This is a genomic window from Janthinobacterium sp. NFX145 (assembly GCF_049810325.1).
Classification (GTDB): domain Bacteria; phylum Pseudomonadota; class Gammaproteobacteria; order Burkholderiales; family Burkholderiaceae_D; genus Janthinobacterium; species Janthinobacterium rivuli.
On sequence record NZ_CP187360.1, the window covers coordinates 3,388,606 to 3,410,866 of the forward strand.

General features: G+C 65.6%; 14 protein-coding genes. 9 read left to right on the forward strand and 5 right to left on the reverse strand.

Going from position 1 to position 22,261, the window contains the following annotated elements; all coding sequences use genetic code 11:
• Positions 1 to 161: 161 nt before the first annotated feature.
• The 3 genes from ACPJXG_RS15200 to ACPJXG_RS15210 all read right to left on the reverse strand — a co-directional run bounded on the left by ACPJXG_RS15200 (position 162) and on the right by ACPJXG_RS15210 (position 4,929).
• Positions 162 to 2,240, reverse strand: coding sequence for a TonB-dependent receptor (locus tag ACPJXG_RS15200; protein WP_425251555.1), 2,079 nt, complete (start codon positions 2,238 to 2,240; stop codon positions 162 to 164).
• A 93-nt stretch (positions 2,241 to 2,333) separates the two neighbouring features.
• Positions 2,334 to 2,729, reverse strand: a complete 396-nt coding sequence (locus ACPJXG_RS15205) for a DUF2946 domain-containing protein (RefSeq protein ID WP_425251556.1) — start codon at positions 2,727 to 2,729, stop codon at positions 2,334 to 2,336.
• A 55-nt stretch (positions 2,730 to 2,784) separates the two neighbouring features.
• Positions 2,785 to 4,929, reverse strand: a complete 2,145-nt coding sequence (locus ACPJXG_RS15210; RefSeq protein WP_425251557.1) for a TonB-dependent siderophore receptor — start codon at positions 4,927 to 4,929, stop codon at positions 2,785 to 2,787.
• A gap of 244 nt (positions 4,930 to 5,173) precedes the next feature.
• Between ACPJXG_RS15210 and ACPJXG_RS15215 the strand changes: the two genes are divergently transcribed.
• Positions 5,174 to 8,635 (forward strand): DUF748 domain-containing protein, encoded by a 3,462-nt coding sequence (locus ACPJXG_RS15215; protein WP_425251558.1) that lies wholly within the window; start codon positions 5,174 to 5,176, stop codon positions 8,633 to 8,635.
• An 84-nt stretch (positions 8,636 to 8,719) separates the two neighbouring features.
• Here ACPJXG_RS15215 and ACPJXG_RS15220 read toward each other — a convergent pair whose 3' ends face one another.
• Entirely contained in the window at positions 8,720 to 11,161 is a 2,442-nt protein-coding gene (locus ACPJXG_RS15220) for a membrane-bound PQQ-dependent dehydrogenase, glucose/quinate/shikimate family (protein ID WP_425251559.1), read from the reverse strand.
• 311 nt (positions 11,162 to 11,472) lie between these two features.
• On the opposite strand from ACPJXG_RS15220, the gene ACPJXG_RS15225 reads away from it, so the two are divergent.
• The 8 genes from ACPJXG_RS15225 (at position 11,473) to ACPJXG_RS15260 (ending at position 20,935) form a co-directional block, all read left to right on the forward strand.
• Entirely contained in the window at positions 11,473 to 13,152 is a 1,680-nt protein-coding gene (locus ACPJXG_RS15225; RefSeq protein WP_425251560.1) for a methyl-accepting chemotaxis protein, read from the forward strand.
• A 49-nt stretch (positions 13,153 to 13,201) separates the two neighbouring features.
• A complete protein-coding gene (locus ACPJXG_RS15230) occupies positions 13,202 to 13,840 on the forward strand; it encodes a hypothetical protein (RefSeq protein ID WP_425251561.1) in 639 nt (212 codons plus the stop codon).
• 128 nt (positions 13,841 to 13,968) lie between these two features.
• Positions 13,969 to 14,595, forward strand: coding sequence for a response regulator (locus tag ACPJXG_RS15235; protein ID WP_035818414.1), 627 nt, complete (start codon positions 13,969 to 13,971; stop codon positions 14,593 to 14,595).
• 35 nt (positions 14,596 to 14,630) lie between these two features.
• Positions 14,631 to 14,993, forward strand: a complete 363-nt coding sequence (locus ACPJXG_RS15240; RefSeq protein ID WP_425251562.1) for an Hpt domain-containing protein — start codon at positions 14,631 to 14,633, stop codon at positions 14,991 to 14,993.
• The gene (locus ACPJXG_RS15245) at positions 14,990 to 15,490 is read left to right on the forward strand and encodes a response regulator (RefSeq protein ID WP_425251563.1); all 501 of its coding nucleotides are present in this window, start codon (positions 14,990 to 14,992) and stop codon (positions 15,488 to 15,490) included. Before ACPJXG_RS15240 ends, ACPJXG_RS15245 begins: the two co-directional genes overlap by 4 nt.
• Positions 15,491 to 15,599: 109 nt before the next feature.
• Positions 15,600 to 17,282 (forward strand): sensor histidine kinase, encoded by a 1,683-nt coding sequence (locus ACPJXG_RS15250; RefSeq protein ID WP_425251564.1) that lies wholly within the window; start codon positions 15,600 to 15,602, stop codon positions 17,280 to 17,282.
• A 47-nt stretch (positions 17,283 to 17,329) separates the two neighbouring features.
• Entirely contained in the window at positions 17,330 to 20,779 is a 3,450-nt protein-coding gene (locus ACPJXG_RS15255; RefSeq protein WP_425251565.1) for a response regulator, read from the forward strand.
• A 30-nt stretch (positions 20,780 to 20,809) separates the two neighbouring features.
• Positions 20,810 to 20,935, forward strand: coding sequence for a hypothetical protein (locus ACPJXG_RS15260; protein WP_278315704.1), 126 nt, complete (start codon positions 20,810 to 20,812; stop codon positions 20,933 to 20,935).
• Positions 20,936 to 20,942: 7 nt separating this feature from the next.
• Here ACPJXG_RS15260 and ACPJXG_RS15265 read toward each other — a convergent pair whose 3' ends face one another.
• Entirely contained in the window at positions 20,943 to 22,154 is a 1,212-nt protein-coding gene (locus ACPJXG_RS15265) for an NnrS family protein (protein WP_425251566.1), read from the reverse strand.
• Positions 22,155 to 22,261: the final 107 nt, after the last annotated feature.

Genomic DNA, 22,261 nt, shown 5'->3' on the forward strand with positions numbered 1-22,261 from the left:
CACCTGGACGGCACATGCCGGCAACAGGACGCCATGCAGCATAACAAATTACCAAGAAGAAACATACGCACATTGTCACGATCACCTGGCTTTCGCCCATGCGGTGAATTCGGCAGGCGCCCTCCACCTGCCGCAGCGGCAGCTGGAAAGCGCCATTGCCGTTAGAACGTCAGTTGCAGCCCCACATCAATCGACCTGCCCTCGGCCGGCAAGGCTTGCAGCACGCCGCCGTTCGCCTTCAAACCCGACAGGTACACGCCACCGAGCGGGTCCGCATACGCGCGGTTGAACAGGTTGCTGACACCGGCGCTCAGGCTGGCCATCTTGTTCAATGCCACGCTGCTGCGCAGGTTGACGAGCGCATAGCCGCCCGTCTCCGGCTCGAAGCGGCGCGCATCGACCTTGTCCTTGCGGACCACGATCTTCGTTTCGATGCGGCTGCTCCAGGCGCCCAGCTTGTGCTCGACGGCCAGCAAGGCGTTGAACGGCATCATGCGGTACAGGTCGCCGCCATCCCTGCGCTTGCCCCGCGTGTAAGCGGCATTGCCCGTCGCCATGAAGCGGCCCCAGCGCGCGCTGCTGGCCAGCGGCAACTGCCACGCCAGATTGGCGCCATACAACTTGGCGTCGTGGTTGGCAAAGCGCAGCAAGTTGCCGTTGGCGCCCATTTTCATGTACGGGTGGAATGACGCCAGCACGTCGACGTCGATGTAATTGTCGACCTTGCTGTAGTAGGGATTGACGCGCAGGAACCAGCCCTCCTCGCCGCCGCCATGCCAGTCGGCCGTGAAAGCCGCCGTATAAGCCGTCTCGGGTTTCAGGTCGATATTGCCCACATAGCCGTTGCCATCGCCAAACCAGTTGGTCATGGTCATCGCCATCGAGCCGCGGCCCCAGGAATAGCGCTCGTACAGGTTGGGCGAGCGCACTTTGCGCGCCAGCGCGAATTCATAGCTGCTGGCAAGATCGGGCGTGAAGGTAGCTTGCGCCGAAGCATCGATATTCGTGTCGCGCTGGCTGCGGCTGCGCGCATTGAAGGCCTTGGCGGCCATCAGGTCCGGCATGTTCATCATATTGGTACCGTACGATTGCACGTCGCCCGCATCCATGCGCACGGATTCGCCGCGCAAGCCCAGCACGCTCGTCCAGCGCGCATCATGGCGCGTTTCCAGCTCGCCAAACAGCACGGTGCGGTCGCGCTTGCCATCGTTGATGTTCAGATAGGTGCGCGGCCCCATCATCATGGAACCGGGCACGGCCGGCCAGTAATCGTCGAGGCGGAAGCCATGCCACTCCTGGCCCAGGCGCAATTCGCCCGCGCTCATGGGCAGGCTGGCCATCAGCGCATAACCCGTATTGCGCCCGTGCGTGATCATCGGCATCGAACCCTTGCGCTCGGGCGAGAAAAAGCCCATTTCATGGTCCGTCTGCTGCCAGTAGGCGCGCGCGTCGAGCACGCCCCAGCCGAATTCACCTTTGTAGGCGAGATTGGCGAACTGGCCATGGTTGTCCGTCATGTCCATGTACTGGTTGGGGAAGCCCTGGTACGGAATGTGCTGCACGCCGGCGCGCAGGGTCAGCTGCTGGCCATCGCGCTTGGCCGCCAGCACGATGGACTGGTTGATGCTTTCATACATGCTGGCCAGCACTTTATTGCCGTGACCATCTTCATAGCTGTGGCCGCGCATGTAAGCGCCGCTGTAGCCGATGCTGAGCACGTCGCTGGCGGCCGAGGCGTTCACGCTGGTCGCCACGCTGTTGTTGACGCTGCGGCCCGACACGGCAAAGCTGCCTTGCGTCAACAGGCCCGCACCGGGCTGGGCGAACACGGGGGCGTTCGATTGCACCTCGATAGTGCCGGCGATGCTGTCGCCACCCGCGCTGACGGGTGTCACGCCCGCGATCAACTTGATGCGCTGCACCTGCTGCGGATCGATGTACGACAACGGCGCATTCATGTGATTGGCGCAGGCCGACGTCAGTTCCATGCCGTCGATGCGGATCTTGATGCGGTCATCGGCAAAGCCATTCACGACAGGCAAGCCGGATACGCCGCCACCGGCCGCCACGCTGTAGCCAGGCGTGCTGCTGAGCATCAGAGCCGTGTCGGCGGCGGGACGGTAGCCGTCGCCGATGGCCGTGACGATGACTTTCATTTCAGGCAGTACCTGTTCAGTGCGCGTTTGCGCCACGGCGGGCATGGCGATGGCGAGGGAAATCAATATTGGTAAATGTTTCATGGTGCTGCTTTCAGATTCTGAGTAGACAAGGCGAACGGCGGCGCGCGCACAATCGGCGCGGCAAAAAAGCCATTCACACGGGAAATGAAAAAATCAGAAAGCGGCGGGCGGGCCGCGGGGCTGGACGGGTGTCCAGGCGAACAAGGGCGTGGCGGATTGGTAGAACAGCTCGGGCAGCAAGCCCGTGAGGATTTCTCCGGAAGCGAGCACGAGAGTCTTTGGGGGAATATCCAGGGCTGCCGCATGCATGCTGCAGCACGGGCAATCACCCATGCGCAGGCTGCCCTTGGAGGTATCGGGCGCATCCGTGGACAATGTTGCGGGCAGCATATTCATGCCGCCTGCCACCGAGCAGATTTCCAGGCTGGGCACGGCCAGGCCGCTGGCGACCGTCAGCGCGCGCGACACCGTAGGGGCGAGCGTGGCCAGGAAGATGGCGATACACGCGATCCACAGGACGATGCTGGCCTTGCCTTTGCTGATGAACATGGCAACATTGTATCAGCGCAAGGCCCCTGCGCACAGGGCGCAAGTCAAACCTTGCTTACAAATCCACCTTCATGCTCAGCTTGATTGCGCGCGGCGCACCGGACGCCAAACGCGTGCCGGCGCCGGCCCAGTAGCGCTTGTCGGCCGCATTTTCCACGTTCAGCTGCCACACGACGGCCTTGTCCAGCACGCGGCTCGCATAGCGGGCGCCGGCGCTGAACAGGCTCACGCCACCTAAGAAGGCCTGGTTCAGGTCGTTGACGGGACGGGCGCTGTAGTAATACGCGCCGCCGTTGACGGACAGGCCCGGCACGGCGTCGAACGCGTAGGCGAGAAAGGCGCTGGCCGTGCGTTTCGACGCGTTTTCCGGCGCCTTGCCGTTGTAGTCGGCGTTGATGTGCGCAAAGCGAGGGTCGAGGAACTGGGCCGACGTCTGCCACGACAGCTGGCGCGTCAGCTTGCCCTGGGTCGACAGTTCCAGGCCGCGGTAGCGTTGTTCACCGTCCGACGTGAACACATTGCTGGCATTCGTATAGTAGCCGGGGCGCGTGATGTCGAACAAGGCGGCGGAGAGCAAGGTGCCGCTTGGCGTCAGCCAGCGCGCGCCCAGCTCCTTTTGTTTACTCACGCCAGGCGCCATCTTGACGCCCTGGTTGACGGTGCCCGTCGGGCCCGTTTCGCCCTCTTCCAGCCCCCGCGCCGTGGACGCATAGAACGACAGCTCGGGCGTGGCCTTGTAGATCAACGAGGCCATCGGCGTCGTCTTGCTGACGTCGTAGTGGCTGGCGCCCTGGTCGCTTTGATAGCTGCTGCGGCGCACGCCGATGACGCTTTGCCATTGCTGGCTGAAAACCATGCGGTCGAGCGCGTACAGTCCAGTGTCGCGCGTATCCAAGGCGGCCGTCGTGGGCGCCGTCGGCTTGGGACCGAACACGACATTCGTCACGGGGACGGGGTTGTACAGGTTTTGCGAGGCGATCGTGTAATTGCTCTGGAAAATCGGATCTTGCGACTTGTCCGTGCGCGACGCGCCCAGGGTCAGTTCGTGGGCGATGTAGCCCGTGTGGAAATTGCCGGCCAGTTCCGCGCGCAGCAAGTCCGACGCCGTCACGCTGTGCTGGATATTGCCCGTGATGCGGCCCGCGCCCGTGGCCAGCGCGGCAGCGTTGTTCAGGCGGAAGATGGCCAGGCGGCGGTCGCGCGCCGTTTCCGAGTGGCCCGCCTCCACCGTCAAGGCCCAGCCATCGGCGATGGCGTAGTCGGCGCGCAATTGCGCGTTTTTCGTTTGTGCTTCGAAATTCGACCAGTCGGGGCCGATCAACTGGCGTGGATCGACGGCGCGCGGCAAGCGGATCACGCCTTTGACGGCCGTGGGCAAGGCCACGCCCGCCTGCTCCGTCACTCTGCGGCGCTCGTATTCCAGGTCGGCCTTGAGCAGCAATTTGTTCGTTACTCTCCAGTCGAGCGCCGTCGAAATGAAGCGGCGGTTGCCGTTGCCGACATGGTCGAGGTAGGAACCGAGGGTGCCGCCGGCCGCATTCACGCGCACGCCGAATTCCTGTTGCGCGCCAAAGCGGCGCGCCACGTCGACGTTCGCCACGGCACTGCCACGGTCATCGAGGCTCAAGCCCATGCTCGTGACGGGCTGGCTGCCGGCCCGCTTGGTAACGAAATTGACGACGCCGGCTGGCGACGTAAAACCGTAGTACAGGGCCGAGGCGCCCTTCAGCACTTCCACCCGCTCCTTGTTTTCCATGGGTACTTGCGAGAAGTTCATGATGGGCAGGGAACCGTTGAGGCGGTAATTCGTGCGGTTTTCCACGGCGATGCCGCGTATCACCAGCTGATCCCACGTCTCTCCCCCGTTTTGCTGGCGCGTCACGCCGGCCGTGTTACGCACGGCGTCGTACAGGCCGGACACGGCTTGCTGCTCCAGCAATTCGCGCGTGATCACGTTGACGGTCGACGGCACGTCCATGATGCTGGCGCCACGGAAACTTCCCGCCTCCGTGGTCAGCGGCACCAGTCCTTGCGCGCGGGCGCCCGTCACTTGCACGGCTTGCATGACTTTCTCATCGCCAGCCGTCGGCTCGTCCTGGCCGCCGGCTGCATTGGCCGCCAGCACGGCGTGGGAAGCGAAGGCCAGCGACAGGGCTGCGGCGACTGGAAGTAAGCGGGTACGAGGAGTGACGACAGGCATGACATCAGGCTTTCAATGAGAAAATAGTGCGGATGAGAACTTACGGTTAGCGGACATGATACCGATAATGAGAATCATTATCAAGTAAGAGTGAGTTTGTGTGAGTTTTATAGAAGAAACTAGCTCCCTTAGGCGCCTGTTATCACTTAAACACGTTTGGATTTTGCAGACGAGGCCGCAAAGAGGCATACTGACAGTCACGGCGCGCAAGACGTGCCATCTAACAAGATCAAAAGGTAAGTTCGTGAACACAATCGACAACAAAAGCGTGCAGACGAAAACATTTCGCTGGAAACGCTGGCAGCGCTGGGCCGTCGGCACAGGCTGCGCCCTGGCCGCCTACAGCGCGGCCGGCTTCTGGCTGGTGCCCTACGTCATCAAAAACCAGCTGCCTAAATTTGCCGAGAAAGAACTCACGCGCCAGGCCAGCATAGGCGACGTGCGCTTCAACCCGTTTACCTTGCGCCTGGAAGCGGACCAGATCGCGTTCAAGGAAGCGGCTAGCGCAAACAATGCGCCGCTGCTGTCCATCGGCGCCCTGGCCGTGCAGCTGGAATGGAAATCCATCGTGCGCCGCGCCTGGAGCCTGGCGGAAATCCGTATCACGGCCCCGCAAGCCCAGCTGACGATCACGCCGGACGGCAAGTTCAACCTGGCCGAAGTGCTGGCCACCTGGCAACGCAAGCATCCGGAAAAAAGCGAAGGCGGCATGCCGCGCCTCGTCATCGCCCACTTCGCGCTGGAACAAGGCAAAGTGGACTGGCACGACGAGAAGGCGGGCTATGCGGACAACTTCACGCCCATCAACTTTACGCTCGACAATATTTCCACCCTGCCCGACGCCAACGGCAGCTATAGCCTCAGCGCCGATGCGGCGCGCGGCGGCAAGCTGCACTGGCGCGGCACGGCCTCGCTCAGCCCGATCCGTGGCGAAGGCGAACTGATACTGAACGACGCTTCCCTGCCCGGCCTGGCGGCCTATTTGAAAACGTACACGCGCGCGCTAGTGACCAGCGGCAAGTTGTCGGCGCGCCTGCCCTATGCCTTTTCGTATGCCGACGGCAAGCTGGAAGCGACCGTCAAAGGCGCGGGCCTGGCCTTGCGCGACCTGGCGCTGGTGCAAAGTGGCAAGAGCGCGCCATTTACGTCGCTGGCTACTTTGGGCATTGCCGGCGTGAACGTCGACCTGGCGCGCCAGAAGGTCACCGTGGATAAAGTCAATCTGGTCGGCGGCAAGGTGGCCGTGCGGCGCGACAGCAAGGGCGAGATCGACGTGGCGAACCTGATGCTGCCGGGTAATCCCGCACCAGCCGCATCGGCCATCGCCGCACCCGCCGCACCAGCCAAGCCAGGTCAATGGAAAGTGGACTTGAAACAGCTGGCGCTGGCCAATGTGGATGTGTCCGCCATCGATGAAACCGTCTCGCCGGCCCTGCAATTGAGCGCGAAGCAGTTGCAACTGCAGCTGCAGCTGGGCTTGCAGCAAGGGCAAGCAGGAAACAGCGTGCTGGTCGACAACGCCAGCTTTGCCTTGGCCGATCTGGCCATGCAACGGGGCGCGCAAACGCCGTTCAAGCTGGCGCAGTTGGGTTTTACGGAAGGCAAGATCGACCTGACCGCGCATACCGTGCACCTGGCCGCCGTGACGGCCAGCGGCGCGCAGATCGACCTGGCGCGCAACCGCCAGGGCGAATTTGCAATTGCGCAAAAGCTGCCCGTGTTTGCCTCCGGCAAAGCCGACACTGCCAAGGATGCGCCATCCGCGCCCTGGTCCACCAAGATAGACAAGGTAGAACTGAGCAAGTTCGGCGCCCGTTTCGATGATGCGGGCACTGGCATCAAGGGCACGCTGCAGGATGCCCGTTTGTCCCTACACAACGTCAGCAATGATATGAAACAGGCGCTGCCGTTCGAGCTGGGCGTGGGCCTGCGCGAAGGCGGCTTGCTCACGGCCAACGGCAAGTTCGTGCCAGGCACGAGCGCCGTCGATGCGCAGCTGAATTTGAAACAGCTGACCCTGGCCCCTGTGCAACCGTTGCTGGCGCAGCACATCAAACTGAAACTGGCGGGCGGCTCGCTTTCCGGCAGCGGCCGCCTGACGACGGGCGGCGGCGCGCCGAAAGCGCCGAAAGTGCGCTATGAGGGCGGCGTGGATATCGCCGGCCTCGTGCTCAATGAAACGGATGGCAAACGCTTCGCCTCGTGGAAAAGCGTGCGCGCCGACAAGCTGACGGCCAGCGTGGGTCCCGACTTTGTCGACATCCCCGAACTGCGCGTGGTGGAACCGAACGCCCAGCTGATCATCGAAAACGACCGCAGCCTGAACGCCCAGCGCCTGCTGGTCAAGGCGCCCGAGCCTGCCACGGCCACTGCACCTGCGCCGGCTCCCGTCGTCGCTGCCACGCCGGCGGCCGACGCCGCCTTCCCCGTGCGCGTGCGCCGCGTGCGCCTGCAAAACGCCAAGCTGGACTTTGCCGACCTCAGCTTGCGGCCCCAGTTCGCCGCCAAGATCTATGAGCTCAACGGCGTCGTCACGGGTCTGTCGACCAAGCGCGATGCGCGCAGCCAGATCGAACTCGATGGCCGCATCGACGAGTTCGGCCTGGCCCGCGTGCGCGGCCAGCTCAATCCCTTCGCCCCGACCGACAACACGGACTTGAACGTGGTCTTCAAGAACGTCGACATGGTCTCCGCCTCGCCGTACACGATGAAGTTCGCCGGCTACAAGGTGGCCGAAGGCAAGATTTCGCTGGACTTGCAATACAAGGTGCGCAACCGCCAGCTCGACGGCACCAACCAGATCGTGCTCGACAAGCTGACCCTGGGCGAGCGCATCGACAGCCCGGACGCCCTGAAGCTGCCGCTGGAACTGGCGCTGGCCATCCTCAAGGACTCGGACGGACGCATCGACCTGGGCTTGCCCGTGTCGGGCGACATGAATGACCCGCAATTCAGCTATGGCGCGCTGATCTGGAAAGCCGTGGGCAATGTGCTGACGAAAATCGTCACGGCGCCGTTCCGCGCGCTGGGCAACTTGCTCGGCATCAGCGCCGACAAGCTCGAATCCATCGACTTCGATGCGGGCAGCGCCGTATTGCTGCCGCCCGAGCGGGAAAAGCTCAAGCAGGTGGCGCAAATCCTCGCCAAGCGCGAACAGCTGAAGCTGGCCGTGCCAGGCCAGTACAGCGACACGGATGCGGCCGCCCTGCGCGCCCAGGCCGTGCGCCGCGCCGTCGCCGCCAAGGCCGGCATCAAGCTGGAAGCGGGCGAAGAACCGGGACCGTTGAACCTGGGCGAACGCAAGATACGTGGCGCCCTGCGCGACCTGTACGGCGAGCGCTTCGGCAAGGCCGAGCTGGACAAGCAGAAAAAGGCGGCGGAGTCGGCGGCGCCTGCGCCAACGGCGGCCTCCGCTCCGGTGGCAAAAATCCCCGTCCTGCAACGCTTGGGCAAGCTGATCGAGGGAGAGCCGCAAGTGGCCGACACGGGCGCCTTCTACAACGGCTTGCGCGAGCAGCTGGAAGCCAAGCAGCCCCTGCCTGCCGACGCCTTGAGCAAGCTGGGCACCCAGCGCAGCGCGGCCATCCTGGCCGCCCTGCAGCAGGACGGCACGCCTGCGGCCAGGGTCAGCGCCGGTGCGCCGGAAAAAACCGATGCCGCACCGGGCAAGCTGGTGGGACTGAAACTGGGATTGGCGGCGCAATAAAATCTGGGGTCAGACCCGTGGGGGTCTGACCCCAGCTCTTTGCCTGTGGGCTCCAAGCATCCCGCAGCATGCACATTAAGCCCTTTACTTTTTCTTCTCCACCGCCTCATCCGGCAAGGCAAACGCTACCAGGCTATCGCCCATCTTCGTCCCCAGCGACCCATGGCCGCCGGCCATGACGACGACATATTGCTTGCCCGTCTTGTCGGACACGTAACTCATCGGCGTGGCCTGGCCGCCGGCTGGCAGGCGGGCTTTCCACACGGTCTTGCCGTTGCGCACGTCGTAGCCGCGGATGTAGTAGTCGAGCGTGCTGCTCAGAAATGCCACGCCGCCGCCCGTGGTGCTGATGCCGCCCAGGCTGGGCACGCCCAGCGGCAAGGCGATGGGCACGGGGGCGCTGTCACGCGTGGTGCCGTTCTTGTGCATCCACACTTTTTTCATGGTGCGCAAGTCGACGGCGGCGATATAGCCCCACGGCGGCGCCTGGCATGGGAAGCCCAGCGGAGAAAGAAAAGGCTTGATTTCCACGGCAAACGGCACACCCGTCTGCGGCTGCAATCCCATTTCCGAGCCCGTGCCGCCCTTCGCATTGGCTTGCGCGCGCGGCACCAGGCGTTCCAGGAAGCCCATGTAGTCGGGGTTCACCAGCAACAATTGACGCACGGGATCGACAGCCGCCCCGCCCCACTCGAAGATACCGAGCGGGCCAGGCGAGATGATGGCGCCCTTGATCTTGCCTTCGGCCACCGTTTGCGGCGTGAACGGCCCTTCGTAGCGGTGCTGGCGGAAGATGATGCGGCAGGCCAGCTGATCGAACGGCGTCGTGCCCCACATATCCGTTTCGCTGATTTTTTTCTCGGGCAAGAAAGTGAGGGCCGAAAACGGCTGCGTGGGCGACAGGCGGTCGCCGGGAGCCGGGTTGTTCGTCGGCACGGGTTTTTCCGGCGCCGGCACGACCAGGCTGCCATCGCGGCGGTCGATCACATAGATGTCGCCGCGTTTCGTCGTGGCCACGACGGACGGCACTTTGCCTTTCGGCGTGTCGATGTCGACCAGAGTGGGCTGGCCGCCGATATCCATGTCCCAGATATCGTGGTGCACGGTCTGGTACACCCAGCGTACCTTGCCCGTCGCCAGATCCAGCGCGACGATGGCGCTATTGTATTTCTCGCCATGGGGATTGCGGTTGCCGCCCCACGTGTCCGGTGTTTCATTGCCCATCGGAATGTACACCATGCCCAGCTTTTCATCGACGCTGGACACGCCCCAGGAATTGGGCGAGTTGTTCGTGTACGTCTTGCCGTCGGCAATCGGCGCCGTGTCGTCGGGATTCGAGGCGTCCCAGTTCCACATCAGCTTGCCCGTGACGGGATCGTAGCCACGGATCACGCCGGAAGGTTCTTCCGTGGAAAAGTTATCGGTCACGCTGGCGGCCATCACCACCACGTTTTGCGCCACCGCCGGCGGCGACGTCGGCATCAAAAAGCCCCGCTTCTTCATGCCCATGCCGTGGTACAGGCCGATGACCCCGTTTTCGCCAAAACTTTTGCAGGCTACGCCCGTATCGGCGTTGACGGCGATCAGGGTGGCATCCATGGTGGGCGCGAGGATGCGGCGCGGGCACTCCATGCCGGCCGCCTCGGGTGCCGGGTCGCCCTTGGCGCGGCCCGCGTTGACGTCCCAGTAGGCGACGCCGCGGCAGATCATGTGCTGGTAGCTCGATGCATCGCGGTTGATCTTCGGATCATGGCGCCAGATTTCCTTGCCCGTGTCCGGATCGAGCGCGATGACGATGTTATGCGGCGTGCACAGGTACAGCATGCCGTTTACTTTCAGCGGCGTGACTTCGTTGGCAATCTCGCCCGGATCGTTCGGCCCCTTGAAGTCGCCCGTGTTATAGACCCACGCCTGTTTCAGCTGCGCCGCGTTGGTCGGCGTGATCTGCGCGGCCGGCGCGTAGCGGTCGCCATAGCCGGAGCGGCCATACGCGGCCCAGTCGTTGGGCGCCACGCCGGGCGCGAAATCGCCTTGCGGCGCGGCGGCCATGTTTTCGGCCGGCACTTCGCCATGCAGGGTGTAATAGTCCTGGAACAGGGAGAACACGCCCACGGCGGCGGTAACCAGCACGGCGGCCGTCAGCGCGCTCTTGCCCGCGTCGCGCGGTTTCGCCCCGGCCGTCAAGGGCGGATCGAGGCGGCGGTCGACGAACGGCAGCAGCAGCCAGACGGCGGCGGCGAACCAGATATCGAGGCGCGGCAGCAATTGCCACCAGTCGAACTTCACTTCGATCACGGACCAGATCAGGGTGGCGAACAGCAGCAGCGCGAGAAACAGCTGGGCGCTGCGCCGCCCCTTCCACACGAGCGCGCCCGCGATGAGCATGCCGATACCGGCCACGATGTAATACCAGGAACCGCCCAGGCTGACGAGCCAGGCGCCGCCGCCGGCAAGCGCCAGGCCCAGCAAGATGAAGATGACTGCGGTGATGACAAGCAAGGGTCCAGGCCGGGCAGAGGCAGTCATGATGCTCCTTTACAAGAGTCAGTCGGCGGCACGCGCCTGCGCACCGTATTTGATGGCGATCAAGGAAATTCCATTTTTTCACTAATCGGCAAAGCGTGCCACACGCCAGAGCATCGGTTGCCTGCCGTGTGGCTTTTTATACACGGCCTGACGGTCCAGCCCGTCACAAGCATGCGATTTTGATGAAAAACATCGATTAAAATAAATAAACAACAAATTTCTCGAATAAAACAAATTTATATCGTAAAATAAAAAAACAGACAGACCAAGCATTTCCGTGATTTTTCACTTTCCCTGGAGCGGCGCCCATCATGACCATCGCTAAACGCCTGTACGCATTGATCCTTTCCGTCGTCTTTGGACTGGCCGCCCTGGCGGGCTTTGGCATCTACCAGATGGACCGCGTGTACACGGCGGCCAGCTATGCCACCGTCAACACCGTTCCCAGCCTGCTGACCTTGAACCAGGCGTTCGTGCCGTTCGCGCAGATGCGCACGGCCGTCTGGCAGCACATGGCCAGCAAGGATGCCGCCGGGCGCGACAAGCTGGAAGCAGGCATCACGGAAGCACGCGCGGCGGTCGGCAAGGCGCTCGACCAGTATGAAAAAGAAGACATCACCGATGAACAGGACCGCGCGCTGCTGGCCGCCGAGCGTGCCGTGCTGCTGCGCTACGACACGCTGCGCGACAAGGTGCTGGCCCTGTCGCAGGCGGGCGAACCCGGCGCGGCACGCGACTTGCTGATGGCAAGCCAGCCCATCATCAAGGAACTGGTCGACGCCCTTGCCGCCCACCACCGCTACAACGAAACCCTGGCCGCCAGGGGTGCGGCCGACGGGGCCGCCGCCGCTGCCAGCGCGCGCTGGATTGCCATCGGCCTGGCCCTGGCCGTGACGGTCCTGGTGGCCGGCATGGGCCTGCTGCTGGCGCGGCGCATCGCCGCCTCGCTGGACGGCGCCATCGGCGTGGCCCGCACCATCGCCGGCGGCGACCTCAGCGTGCAGGTCCGCGCCGCCTCGAACGACGAGGTGGGCCAGCTGATGACGGCCCTGGCGGACATGAGCGGGAGCCTGGTGCGCATCGTGGCCGAAGTGCGCTCCGGCACGGACACCATCGGCACGGCGTCAAGCGAGATCGCGGCAGGCAACCTGGACCTGTCGGCGCGCACGGAGCAGCAAGCCGGTTCGCTGGAAGAAACCGCCTCGGCCATGGAAGAACTGACGGCCACCGTGCGGCAGAATGCGGACAACGCCCGCCAGGCCCAGCAAATGGCCGTCAGCGCCTCGGACAAGGCGCAGCGAGGCGGCCAGGTGATGGGCGACGTGATACGCACGATGGAAGCGATCGACAGCTCATCCAACAAGATCGCCGACATCATCGGCGTCATCGACGGCATCGCCTTCCAGACCAATATCCTGGCACTGAATGCGGCCGTGGAGGCGGCGCGCGCCGGGGAACAAGGACGCGGCTTTGCCGTCGTGGCCACCGAAGTGCGCAACCTGGCGCACCGTTCCGCGGCGGCCGCGAAGGAAATCAAGGTGCTCATCAGCGACTCCGTGCAACAGGTGCGGCAAGGCGGCAAGCTGGTCCGGCAGGCCGGCGCGAGCATGACGGAAGTGGTTGACACGGTACGCAGCGTGACCGACATCGTCAGCGAAATCTCGGCCGCCAGCGTGGAGCAAAGCACGGGTATCGAGGAAATCAACCGCGCCATCACGCAGATGGATGAAGTCACGCAGCAGAATGCGGCCCTGGTCGAGCAAGCGGCGGCGGCATCGCAATCGCTGCAGGAGCAGGCGGCCAGCCTGGCCGGCGTGGTGGCCACCTTCAAGCTGGCGCAGGGGCAAGCCGGCACAGCGCCCCAGGCGCCTTCAGCCCGGCGGCCCGCACAACACAAGGCCACGCTCAGGCTGGTCGCCACGCGCCCCGCAGGCCAGGCCAAAAACACGGCCCCGGCCGCCGCCGATGCGGGCGACTGGGAAGTATTTTAGGTCCGCCGTCACGCAGGATCACTAGCATAGCCCGTACTGGAGCACTGCCATGAACGCCTTTCTCTCGATCCACCCCTTCCTGCGCTGCGAAGACCTGTCGCTGATGCGCCCGGCGCTGGCGCTGGCAGGCTTGCTGTTGCTGCTGGCCGCCCTGCTGTGGCGCCGCAAGCGCTGGCGCCAGGCCGGCCGCGCGCCGGTCGCCAGCGGCACGCCGTCCGATCTGCATGCGCTGCTGCAAATGCGCAAGGCCTCCCCGCAGGCGAAGGCGGCTGACAGCGCACCGCCGCCAGCCCCCAGGGCACCGGACACGCCGCCGTTCGACGCACCCCGCCTGGACGCCATGTTCGGCTACGACCGGCGCCTGCAGGGCGAGATTCTGGCCCTGTTCGTGGCCGAGACGCGCGACCGCCTCGCCGGCATCGCCCACGCGCTGCGCTGCGAGCGGACCGCCCCGGCAAGAGTGCTGGCGCAGGAAATTCTCGACGGCAGCCAGTCCATGGGCCTGCTCCCCTTGCAGGCGCTGGCGCGCCAGGCCGTGCATGCGGGCTTTGCCAACGATATCGGCGCACTGCGCCGACTGCATGCGGAATTGCTGATGGCGCTCGATGCGCTGTCGCAAGCCGTCACGGCCCTGCAAACGGGCGCGGCGCTGGCTGACGACCGCAGCGGCGTCGGCAGCCGGCCATGAGCACGCGCCAGACCCCGGCTCGCCACATGCAAAGTTTTTAGTGAATTCATCTAATTCGTTGAAATTGATTTTTTATGCGCGATTGCGTATCATTCCCTTCAACTACATCCGCGACCATAAAGCCCATCATGCACACTGCAGACGTTTGCACTACCCAAAAGGCTGCCGAAATCCTCGGCATCTCGGTCACTTCGGTGCAGCAACTGGTCGAGGCAGGCGTCATCGAAGCCTGGAAGACCAAGGGCGGCCACCGGCGCATTCCCCTTGCGGCCGTCGAAGCGTACAAAGGCAATCCCGGCCAGCCGGGCCAGGACCAGCGCGCGGCACGCGCCAGCCGCCCTGCCCCATCAGGCCGCCCGCCCTCGATCCTGGTCATCGAAGACAATCCGATCGAGCGCGCGCTGTATGAAAAGCAGATCGGTTCATGGGGCTTGCAGGCAAGCTTGCGCTTTTGCGAAAACGGCTACCAGGCGCTGATGGAAATCGCCCGCGACCAGCCCGACATCCTGCTGGCCGACATCATCATGGAAGGCATCGACGGCTACGAGGTGATCCGCACCATCCTGGCCGACCCGCTGCTGGCGGAGATGCACATCGCCATGCTGTCGAGCCTGACGCCGGAGGAACTGGAAGAACGGGGCGGCGTGCCGCCCGGCGTGGTGTTCTTTGCCAAGCCCGTCAATTACGACGAGTTGCGCGGCTATCTGCGCGCCTGTTGCGCCGGCCATGCCCGGCGCAACAGCCTGGCCGCATAGGTCGCCACCGCCTCCCCCTTCGTCACGGAGCCGCCATGCCAGCCTATCGCCACATCGATCCTGCCGTGCTGTTCCACGCCACCGGCCACGACCTGGAGATGTTCCGCGCCCTGTCGCAGACCTACCTCGATACGTCGCCGGCCATGCTTGCGCGCGTCGAGCAGGCCGTGCGCGGCGGCGCGGCGCAAGCCATCGTGCACAGCTGCCATACCTTGCGCGGCACCGTGGCCCTGCTGGGCGCCAGCGCCCTGGTGGCGCGCCTGGCGCAACTCGAGCAGCTGGTGCGCCACCAGGGCGTGGCGGCACCGGGCTGGCTGGCCGAAACGGCGGCGCTGATCGGAGAAGTGGAGCGGGAGGTACGCCGCAGCATGCTTGACTACACGGGTGTACAAGCATGAACGGGGGCCAGGAGCGCGGCGCGGCCATGGCGCCGCAACCGGACGAAGAAGCGGCTTCCGTACCCGCACCCGCCCCGGAACCGGGCGCGCGCATCCTGCTGGTCGAGGACACGGCGCTGAACCGCCAGCTCGTGTGCCTGCAGCTGAGTGGCCGCGGCTACAGCATCGACACGGCGGAGAACGGCGCGCTGGGCCTGCAGGCGCTGGCCACGCAGCCATACGACTTGGTGCTGATGGATTGCATGATGCCCGTCATGGACGGCTACCAGGCGTGCCTGGCCCTGCGCGCGCGCGAAGCGGCCAGCGGCGCGACGCGCCTGCCCGTCATCGCCCTCACGGCCGGCGTCACCGGGGATGACCGGCAGCGCTGCGCGGCCGCCGGCATGGACGATTACCTGTCCAAACCCTTCACGGCCGCCCAGCTGCGCGACATGGTCGAGCACTGGCTGACACGCCAGCCGCCCAGGCCGGCGTCCGATACAACACTTCCCACATAAAAATCATTTTATTCGATAAAATCAATTATATTCGCTATAATTGATTCATATTGACGCGCGCCGGTGACGCCGGACATCCACGCGTAACGCTTTATCCTGCGGAGGCGGCATGCGGCAGCACACAGATGGCAAGGCCGTGGCCTGGGAGCGCTGGGATGCGCGCACCCTGCTGTCGCTCTTCATGGCCATCCTGCTGGCGGGGCTGTGGAACATCACCGTGCTGCAACTGCGGCACGCCTATGTCGCCGCCATCGCCGGCGCCGGGCGCGATGCGCGCAGCATGGCGCGCGTCTTCGACGAGCACGCAATCCGCACGATCGAGGCGGCGGACCAGGCGGCCACCTACCTGCGCAGCCGCTACCAAGCGCTGGGCAACCGCCTCGACATCGTGGCGGACCTGCGGCAAGGCCTCAATCCAGGTCCCTTGTACAACCTGTTCAGCATCATCGACGAACACGGCGACACGGTGCTGTCGAGCCGCCCCTTCCAGCCGACCAATCTGGCCGACCGCAAGCACATCCGGGTACACATGCAGCGCGACAGCGGCGAACTGTATATCAGCAAGCCGGTGCTGGGCCGCGTGTCGAAAAAATGGTCGCTCCAGATGACGCGCCGCATCAACCATGCCGACGGCCGCTTCAAGGGCGTCGTGGTGGTCTCGATGGACCCGTATTACTTTACGCGCCTGTACGATGAAGTCGACCTGGGCGAGAACAGCTCCATCGCGCTCGTCGGCAGCGACGGCGTGGTGCGCGCGCGCCGGGTCGGCGCCGTCAACACCATCGGCCAGGATGTCGGCGACAGCAAGGTATTTGCCCTGATGCGTGGCGGCGCGCGCGGCAGTTTCACGGAGCGCAGTCCCGTCGATGGCACGCTGCGCCTGTATGCGTTCGAAAAACTGGCCGGCTACCCGCTCTACGTGCTGGTCGGCCTGGACCGCGACACCGTACTGGCCGACTACGTTTCGCGCCGCGACCAGGCTTTGCTGATGGCGGCCATCACGAGCGTGCTGATCGTGCTGTCGTGGGCCGCGCTGGTGCTGCTGATCGGCCGCCTGGTCGACAGCCGCGCCAGGGCCATCGCCGCCAGCGAGGCCAAGTCGCGCTTCCTGTCGAACATGTCGCATGAATTGCGCACGCCCCTCAACGGCATCCTCGGTTTCTCCGAGCTGCTGCAGGAACAGTTGCGCGAGCCGGAGCAAGCCGCCTACGCGCAAACGATACACGACTGCGGCCGCCAGTTGCTGTCCATGGTCGAGGCGGCGATGGAATTGAGCGCGCTCGAGCACGACCAGGTGCGGCTGGCGCCGGGCGCCGCGTCCCTGGACCAGCTGCTGGAACTGGCGCTGGCGCCGCACCGGCCGCGCGCAGCGCACAAGGGCTTGCAGCTGGCCGCGCAAATCGCGCCCGCCACGCCGCCCAGCATCGATTGCGACCGCGTCCGCCTGGTGCGCGTGCTCGATATCCTGCTCGACAACGCCATCCGCTACACGGCCGCGGGACGGGTCGACGTGCACGTCATGCACAGCGGCGCCGACCTGCAAATCGAGGTGCGCGATACGGGCATCGGCATCGCGCTGGCGCGGCAGGACGACATCTTCGACAAATTCTCGCAGGCCGACGACTCGCCGAGCCGCGCCCATGGCGGCGCCGGCATGGGCCTGGCCATCGCGCGCCAGCTCGTCAACCTGATGGGCGGGCGCATCGGCGTGACCTCCGCGCCGGGCTGCGGCGCCGTCTTCCGCCTGCACCTGCCGCTGGGCGGCAAATTGACCACACTATCAACTGCATAGTCGTGGCAAAAGTTGTTCTTCGTGCATATCGGGTATAGCATCGCCACATGAACCTCCACACAGATGCGGCGGCAGTGCGCAGACGATTGATCGAATGGCTGTTTTTTCTCCTCGGGCTGCTGATCATGGCCGCCGCCCTCGCCTACGCCCACCTGTCTGAAGTTTCGCGGCATGACGCGGCCGAACGCGAGCGGCTCAGCGTGCTGACGGCGCTGCTGGCAAAAAATATCGAAGTCGACTTGGCGGCGACCAACCTGGTGCTTGACGGCGTGATCCGCGACTACCTTGGCGCCGGCGCCGCTCCCGACGCCGGGCAAGCGCTGCCCCGGCGCCTGGCCGCGCTGGTCGACGCCATGCCGGGCGTGCGCACCATGCTGGTCATCGACGCCAATGGCAAGCCGGTCGCCACCAACATCCCGGAACTGGCCGGCCAGGACTTTTCGCGCCGCGGCTACTTCCAGACGGCGCGCGATGCGCCCGATGCGCGCATGCTGTACATCTCGGCGCCTTTCCTGTCCTTCAAGCGCGACCTGGTCATCACGGCGGCGCGCATGGTGCAGGACCGGCAAGGCCGCTTTGCCGGCGTCGTGGTGGCCACCTTCGACCCCGAATACTTCACGGCCAAGTTCCGCACCGCCATGTATGCGGCCGATGTCTGGGCCGTCGTCGTGCATGGCGACGGCCGGCAATTCCTCAACTATCCGGCCAGAAGCGCGAACGGCGACAATGTGGACCTGCCCGGCAGCTTCCTGCGGCGCTTCCGCGACAGCGGCTTTCAGGCGGGCGTGCTGGGCGGCGTCGAGATTGCCGGCGCCGGCGCCGCCTCCCCCCGCGTCATGGCGATGGCGACCATCGCGCCCGCCGCGCTGCGCATGGACCGCGCCCTGATCATCGGCCTGAGCCGCGAAGAAGCGGCCATCGCCGCCCCGCTGCGGCGGCAGGCGCTGAGCTACATCCTCGGCTTTGCCATGCTGGCGCTGGCCGGCGCCAGCCTGCTGTTCTGGAGCCAGCGGCGGCGCCGGCAGCAAGCCGCCTGGCAGGTGGAACAGGAAAGGGAGCGCCAGGCCATGCAAGCCGTGTCCGACAGCGAAACGCGCTTTCGCACCCTGATCGAAGATGCGCCCGTGGCCATCGCCATCCTGCGCCATGGACGCTTCGTGTATTCCAATCCCCGCTACCGCCACCTGCATGGCTATGCCCCCGAGGATGACCTGAGCGGCCTGGCCTGGCGCAGCATGCTCACGGCCGCCTCGCAAGTGGCGCTGGCAAGCAACGAAGCGCTGATCGAGGCCGATTCGGCCAGTGAACAGATGTTTGAAGCCGTCGGCGTGGACAAGCAGGGCCGGCCCGTGCCCATCCTCAAGACCAGCACGCGCGTGATGCTCAAGGATGGACCGGCCACCCTGATCTTTGCCCAGGATATTTCCGCGCAAAAGCAGGCCGAGGCGGCCATGCTGCTGGCGCGCGACGGGGCCGAAGCGGCCAACCGCAGCAAGGCGGAATTCCTCGCCAACATGAGCCATGAAATCCGCTCGCCGCTGAACGCCATCCTTGGCATGGCCTGGCTGCTGGAAAGGGGCAGCCAGGACGAAGAAGGACTGCTGATGACGCGCAAGATCCGCGCCGCCGGCCAGTCCCTGCTGGGCATCATCAACGATGTGCTGGACGTGTCGAAAATCGAGGCGGGCCACATGACCATCGAACAGGCGCCGTTCCGCCTGGCCGAGGTGATCGAGAAGATCGCCGCCAGCATGGGCGTGGCCGCGCACGACAAACCGGTCGAGGTGCGCATCGGACCGCTGCCCGACGGCATCGACCACGTGCTCGGCGACGCGCTGCGGCTGGAGCAAGTGCTGGTCAACCTGGGCAGCAATGCCATCAAATTCACGCCGCAGGGCACGGTCGAGCTGCTGACGACGCTGGACAGTCGCGACGGCGACGCCGCCGTGCTGCGTTTTTGCGTGCGCGACACAGGCATCGGCATCGCCCCGGAAGTGCAGGAGGCGATCTTTTCCGCCTTCGCCCAGGCCGACACGTCCACCACGCGCCGTTTCGGCGGCACGGGCCTGGGCCTGACCATCTGCCGCCAGCTGGTGCGCCTGATGGGCGGCACCCTGCACCTGCAAAGCGCCCTGGGCCAGGGCAGCGCCTTCAGTTTTACGGTGCCGGTGCGGCTGATACCCGCCGGCACCCCGTCCTCGCCCGGCATGCAGGGCATGCAGGATCTGCGCGTCTTGCTGGCCGATGGCGACGCCGGCACGCGCGAGGCCGTGGCTGCCGTGACGCGCGGCCTGGGCTGGAACGTGCATGCCGTGTCCGGCGGCCAGGCGGCGCTCGATTATGCGCTGTCCTGCGCCGACGACGCGCGCCCCGGCGTGGTGTTGCTGGCCGCGCGCTTGCCCGACATGGAAGGGGAAGCCGCGGCGCGCGCGCTGCGTGAATACCTGCCGCCGCAGGAATGCCCCGTCGTCATCCTGGCCGCCAGCGGCGTGCCGGCGACGTCACCCGCGCGGCGCCGTACCGACCCGGCCAATGCCGCCGATGCCATCCTCAACGAACCTGTGACCGCTACGAGCCTGTACCACGCGGCGATGGAGGCGCGCCAGCAGCGCGCCATGGCCGCCGGCCTGGACGCCAGTCTGGTTCCGCTGGAAGAGCGCCAGCTGGCTGGCGTGCGGGTGCTGGTGGTCGACGACAGCGAGATCAACCGCGACGTGGTCAGGCACATCCTGTGCGACCAGGGCGCCTTGCCCTCGTTCGCCTGCGATGGCCAGCAGGCGCTGGACTGGCTGCTGGCCCACCCCGACGACGTCGACATCGTGCTGATGGACGTGCAGATGCCCATCATGGATGGCTTGCAGGCGACGCGCGCGCTGCGCCAGCTGCCGCAGTTTCAGGATTTGCCCGTGGTGGCGCTGACGGCCGGCGCCTTCCAGACGCAGCGCACGGCGGCACTGGAAGCGGGCGTCAACCATTTCATCAGCAAGCCGTTCGACGTGCCGCAGACCATCGCCCTGGTCGCGCGCGTGCACCGGCGCCATGCGCAAGGCTTGCCTGCCCTGCCGCCGGGCGTGGCCGAAGGCGTGATGCCCGTGCCGCCGGACGGCGCGGCGCCCGCGATCGACCTGGCGCAAGGTCTGGCGCAGTGGCTCGATGAAGCGCCCTACCGCCAGCACCTGTCGCGCTTTGGCGACACCTACAGCAACACGGTGGGCGCCATGCGCGCGCTGCTGGCGGCCGATGCACGCGACGACGCGGCCGCGCTGGCGCACCAGCTGGCCGGCGTGGCCGGCAGCCTGGCCCTGCCCGCCACCCTGCATGCGGCCCGGCATGCGGAACAGCTGCTGCACGCAGGCGACGATGCGGCCGCCGCGCTCGATGCACTGGAACAGGCGCTGGCGCACGCCATCGAGGCCGCCGCCGCCTTCACGGCACAGACGCCGGCCAGCCAGGCTGCCATGCCAGAAACTCAACATGGCCGTGCATGCCAATGGTAAACTTGTCAACATGAAAACTGGGGGGACACTATGATCTGGTGCAGGGATTTGCTGCTGAAGGCCATCATGCTGGCCCTGCTGCTCTTCGTCGTGGGCGATTCGCTGTCCTACTGGGCGCCGGAAATCAGGGAACTGATAAGCTGGCGCCCTTCCTGACCCTGGCCTAGCCTTCGCGGCCATCCACCCTCGCGCGCCACAGGTAGGGCGCATACACGCACGCATACAGGCCAAAGGCCAGCGACCAGCAGGCGCCAGCCGCCAGCAGCAGCGGCATGGCCAGCGTAGCGGGACCGACGGCGGCCAGCAGGCGCGCCAGCGCGCCCACTTGGATCAGCCAGTACATCGCCGCCTCCGCCCTGCCACCCTTGAGCGCACGTCCCGTGTGGCCCAGCGTGGTGCGCGTCATCATGCCGATGATCAGGCCCGCCATCGAGCCCACGGTCAGCGCGTGCAAGGCGGCGCTGACCGGCAGCAGGCCCAGGCTGGCGGCCGCCAGCAGCGCGAAGCCGATGCCGATCCACGCATACGACAGGTGCAATATCCACAGCAGCGGCACGCGCAGCGTGCGCTGCGGCTGCCAGGCCAGCAGGTTGGCCAGCGACACGCCGCTTGCCACGAGGGCCAGCGGCGCCGTCAGCCAGGCCGGCGCACCAGCCAGCCACGCGATCGCGGCAGCCGCCATGCAGGCCACGGCGACCAGCGCGCGCTTCGGGCTGGCCACGGGTGAGCTGCCAGGTGCCCCATTGCGGGTGAACATGGGGATCACGCGCGCGCCGATCACCGATTCGATCAGCACGATGATGAAGATGGCCGCCTGCACGGGCAGGAACAGCGACAGCGGCAACCAGCCCAGCACGGCCGCGTGGAACAGGCCATTGGCCAGCGCCAGCAGGGCCAGCAAACCGACAAGGAACAGGTTGCGCGTATTGCCCGAGCGGCGCAGCACCTGGTACAGAGGCCAGGCGGCCAGCGGCAGAAAGATCCAGTCCACCAGCGCCGGCAGCAGGCCGGGGCCGCACAGCATGGCGATGCGCCCCGCCAGCCACAACGCCACCAGCGCCATCAGCTGCGCGCCGTGCGGCGTGGGCAAGCCCGTCCAGTTGCGCCCTGCCGTGTACAAAAAGCCTACGACGACGGCCAGCGCGAAGCCGAACACCATTTCATGCATATGCCAGCCCAGGCCTACTTGCAAGCCGCCCGTCAGCCAGCCCGCATAGCTGGCCAGCCACAGGGGAATGCCGAGGGCCGCGAACACGGCCGCCAGCAGATAAAACGGGCGAAAACCCAGTTGCCAGACGGCGTGGCCGGCCTGCCAGGGCGCGGCGCCTGCCGTCGTGGAAGGTGGGGAAGGTTCGCTGATCGGGGTAATGGCCATGATGGGCTCGCTTTTAAAGATATATTCAATATACTACTTTAAAAGCGCAAGGACATCCATCGGCAAAAAGGACTAGAGAGAGATATTCGCCATGGGGTCCGGCCCGG

Excerpts from the sequence above, each read along its gene's own strand:
- ACPJXG_RS15200 (WP_425251555.1), bottom strand. The coding sequence starts at position 2,240 with ATGAAACATTTACCAATATTGATTTCCCTCGCCATCGCCATGCCCGCC.
- ACPJXG_RS15205 (WP_425251556.1), bottom strand. The coding sequence starts at position 2,729 with ATGTTCATCAGCAAAGGCAAGGCCAGCATCGTCCTGTGGATCGCGTGT.
- ACPJXG_RS15210 (WP_425251557.1), bottom strand. The coding sequence starts at position 4,929 with ATGCCTGTCGTCACTCCTCGTACCCGCTTACTTCCAGTCGCCGCAGCC.
- ACPJXG_RS15220 (WP_425251559.1), bottom strand. The coding sequence starts at position 11,161 with ATGACTGCCTCTGCCCGGCCTGGACCCTTGCTTGTCATCACCGCAGTC.
- ACPJXG_RS15225 (WP_425251560.1), top strand. The coding sequence starts at position 11,473 with ATGACCATCGCTAAACGCCTGTACGCATTGATCCTTTCCGTCGTCTTT.
- ACPJXG_RS15230 (WP_425251561.1), top strand. The coding sequence starts at position 13,202 with ATGAACGCCTTTCTCTCGATCCACCCCTTCCTGCGCTGCGAAGACCTG.
- ACPJXG_RS15235 (WP_035818414.1), top strand. The coding sequence starts at position 13,969 with ATGCACACTGCAGACGTTTGCACTACCCAAAAGGCTGCCGAAATCCTC.
- ACPJXG_RS15240 (WP_425251562.1), top strand. The coding sequence starts at position 14,631 with ATGCCAGCCTATCGCCACATCGATCCTGCCGTGCTGTTCCACGCCACC.
- ACPJXG_RS15245 (WP_425251563.1), top strand. The coding sequence starts at position 14,990 with ATGAACGGGGGCCAGGAGCGCGGCGCGGCCATGGCGCCGCAACCGGAC.
- ACPJXG_RS15250 (WP_425251564.1), top strand. The coding sequence starts at position 15,600 with ATGCGGCAGCACACAGATGGCAAGGCCGTGGCCTGGGAGCGCTGGGAT.
- ACPJXG_RS15255 (WP_425251565.1), top strand. The coding sequence starts at position 17,330 with ATGAACCTCCACACAGATGCGGCGGCAGTGCGCAGACGATTGATCGAA.
- ACPJXG_RS15260 (WP_278315704.1), top strand. The coding sequence starts at position 20,810 with ATGATCTGGTGCAGGGATTTGCTGCTGAAGGCCATCATGCTGGCCCTG.
- ACPJXG_RS15265 (WP_425251566.1), bottom strand. The coding sequence starts at position 22,154 with ATGGCCATTACCCCGATCAGCGAACCTTCCCCACCTTCCACGACGGCA.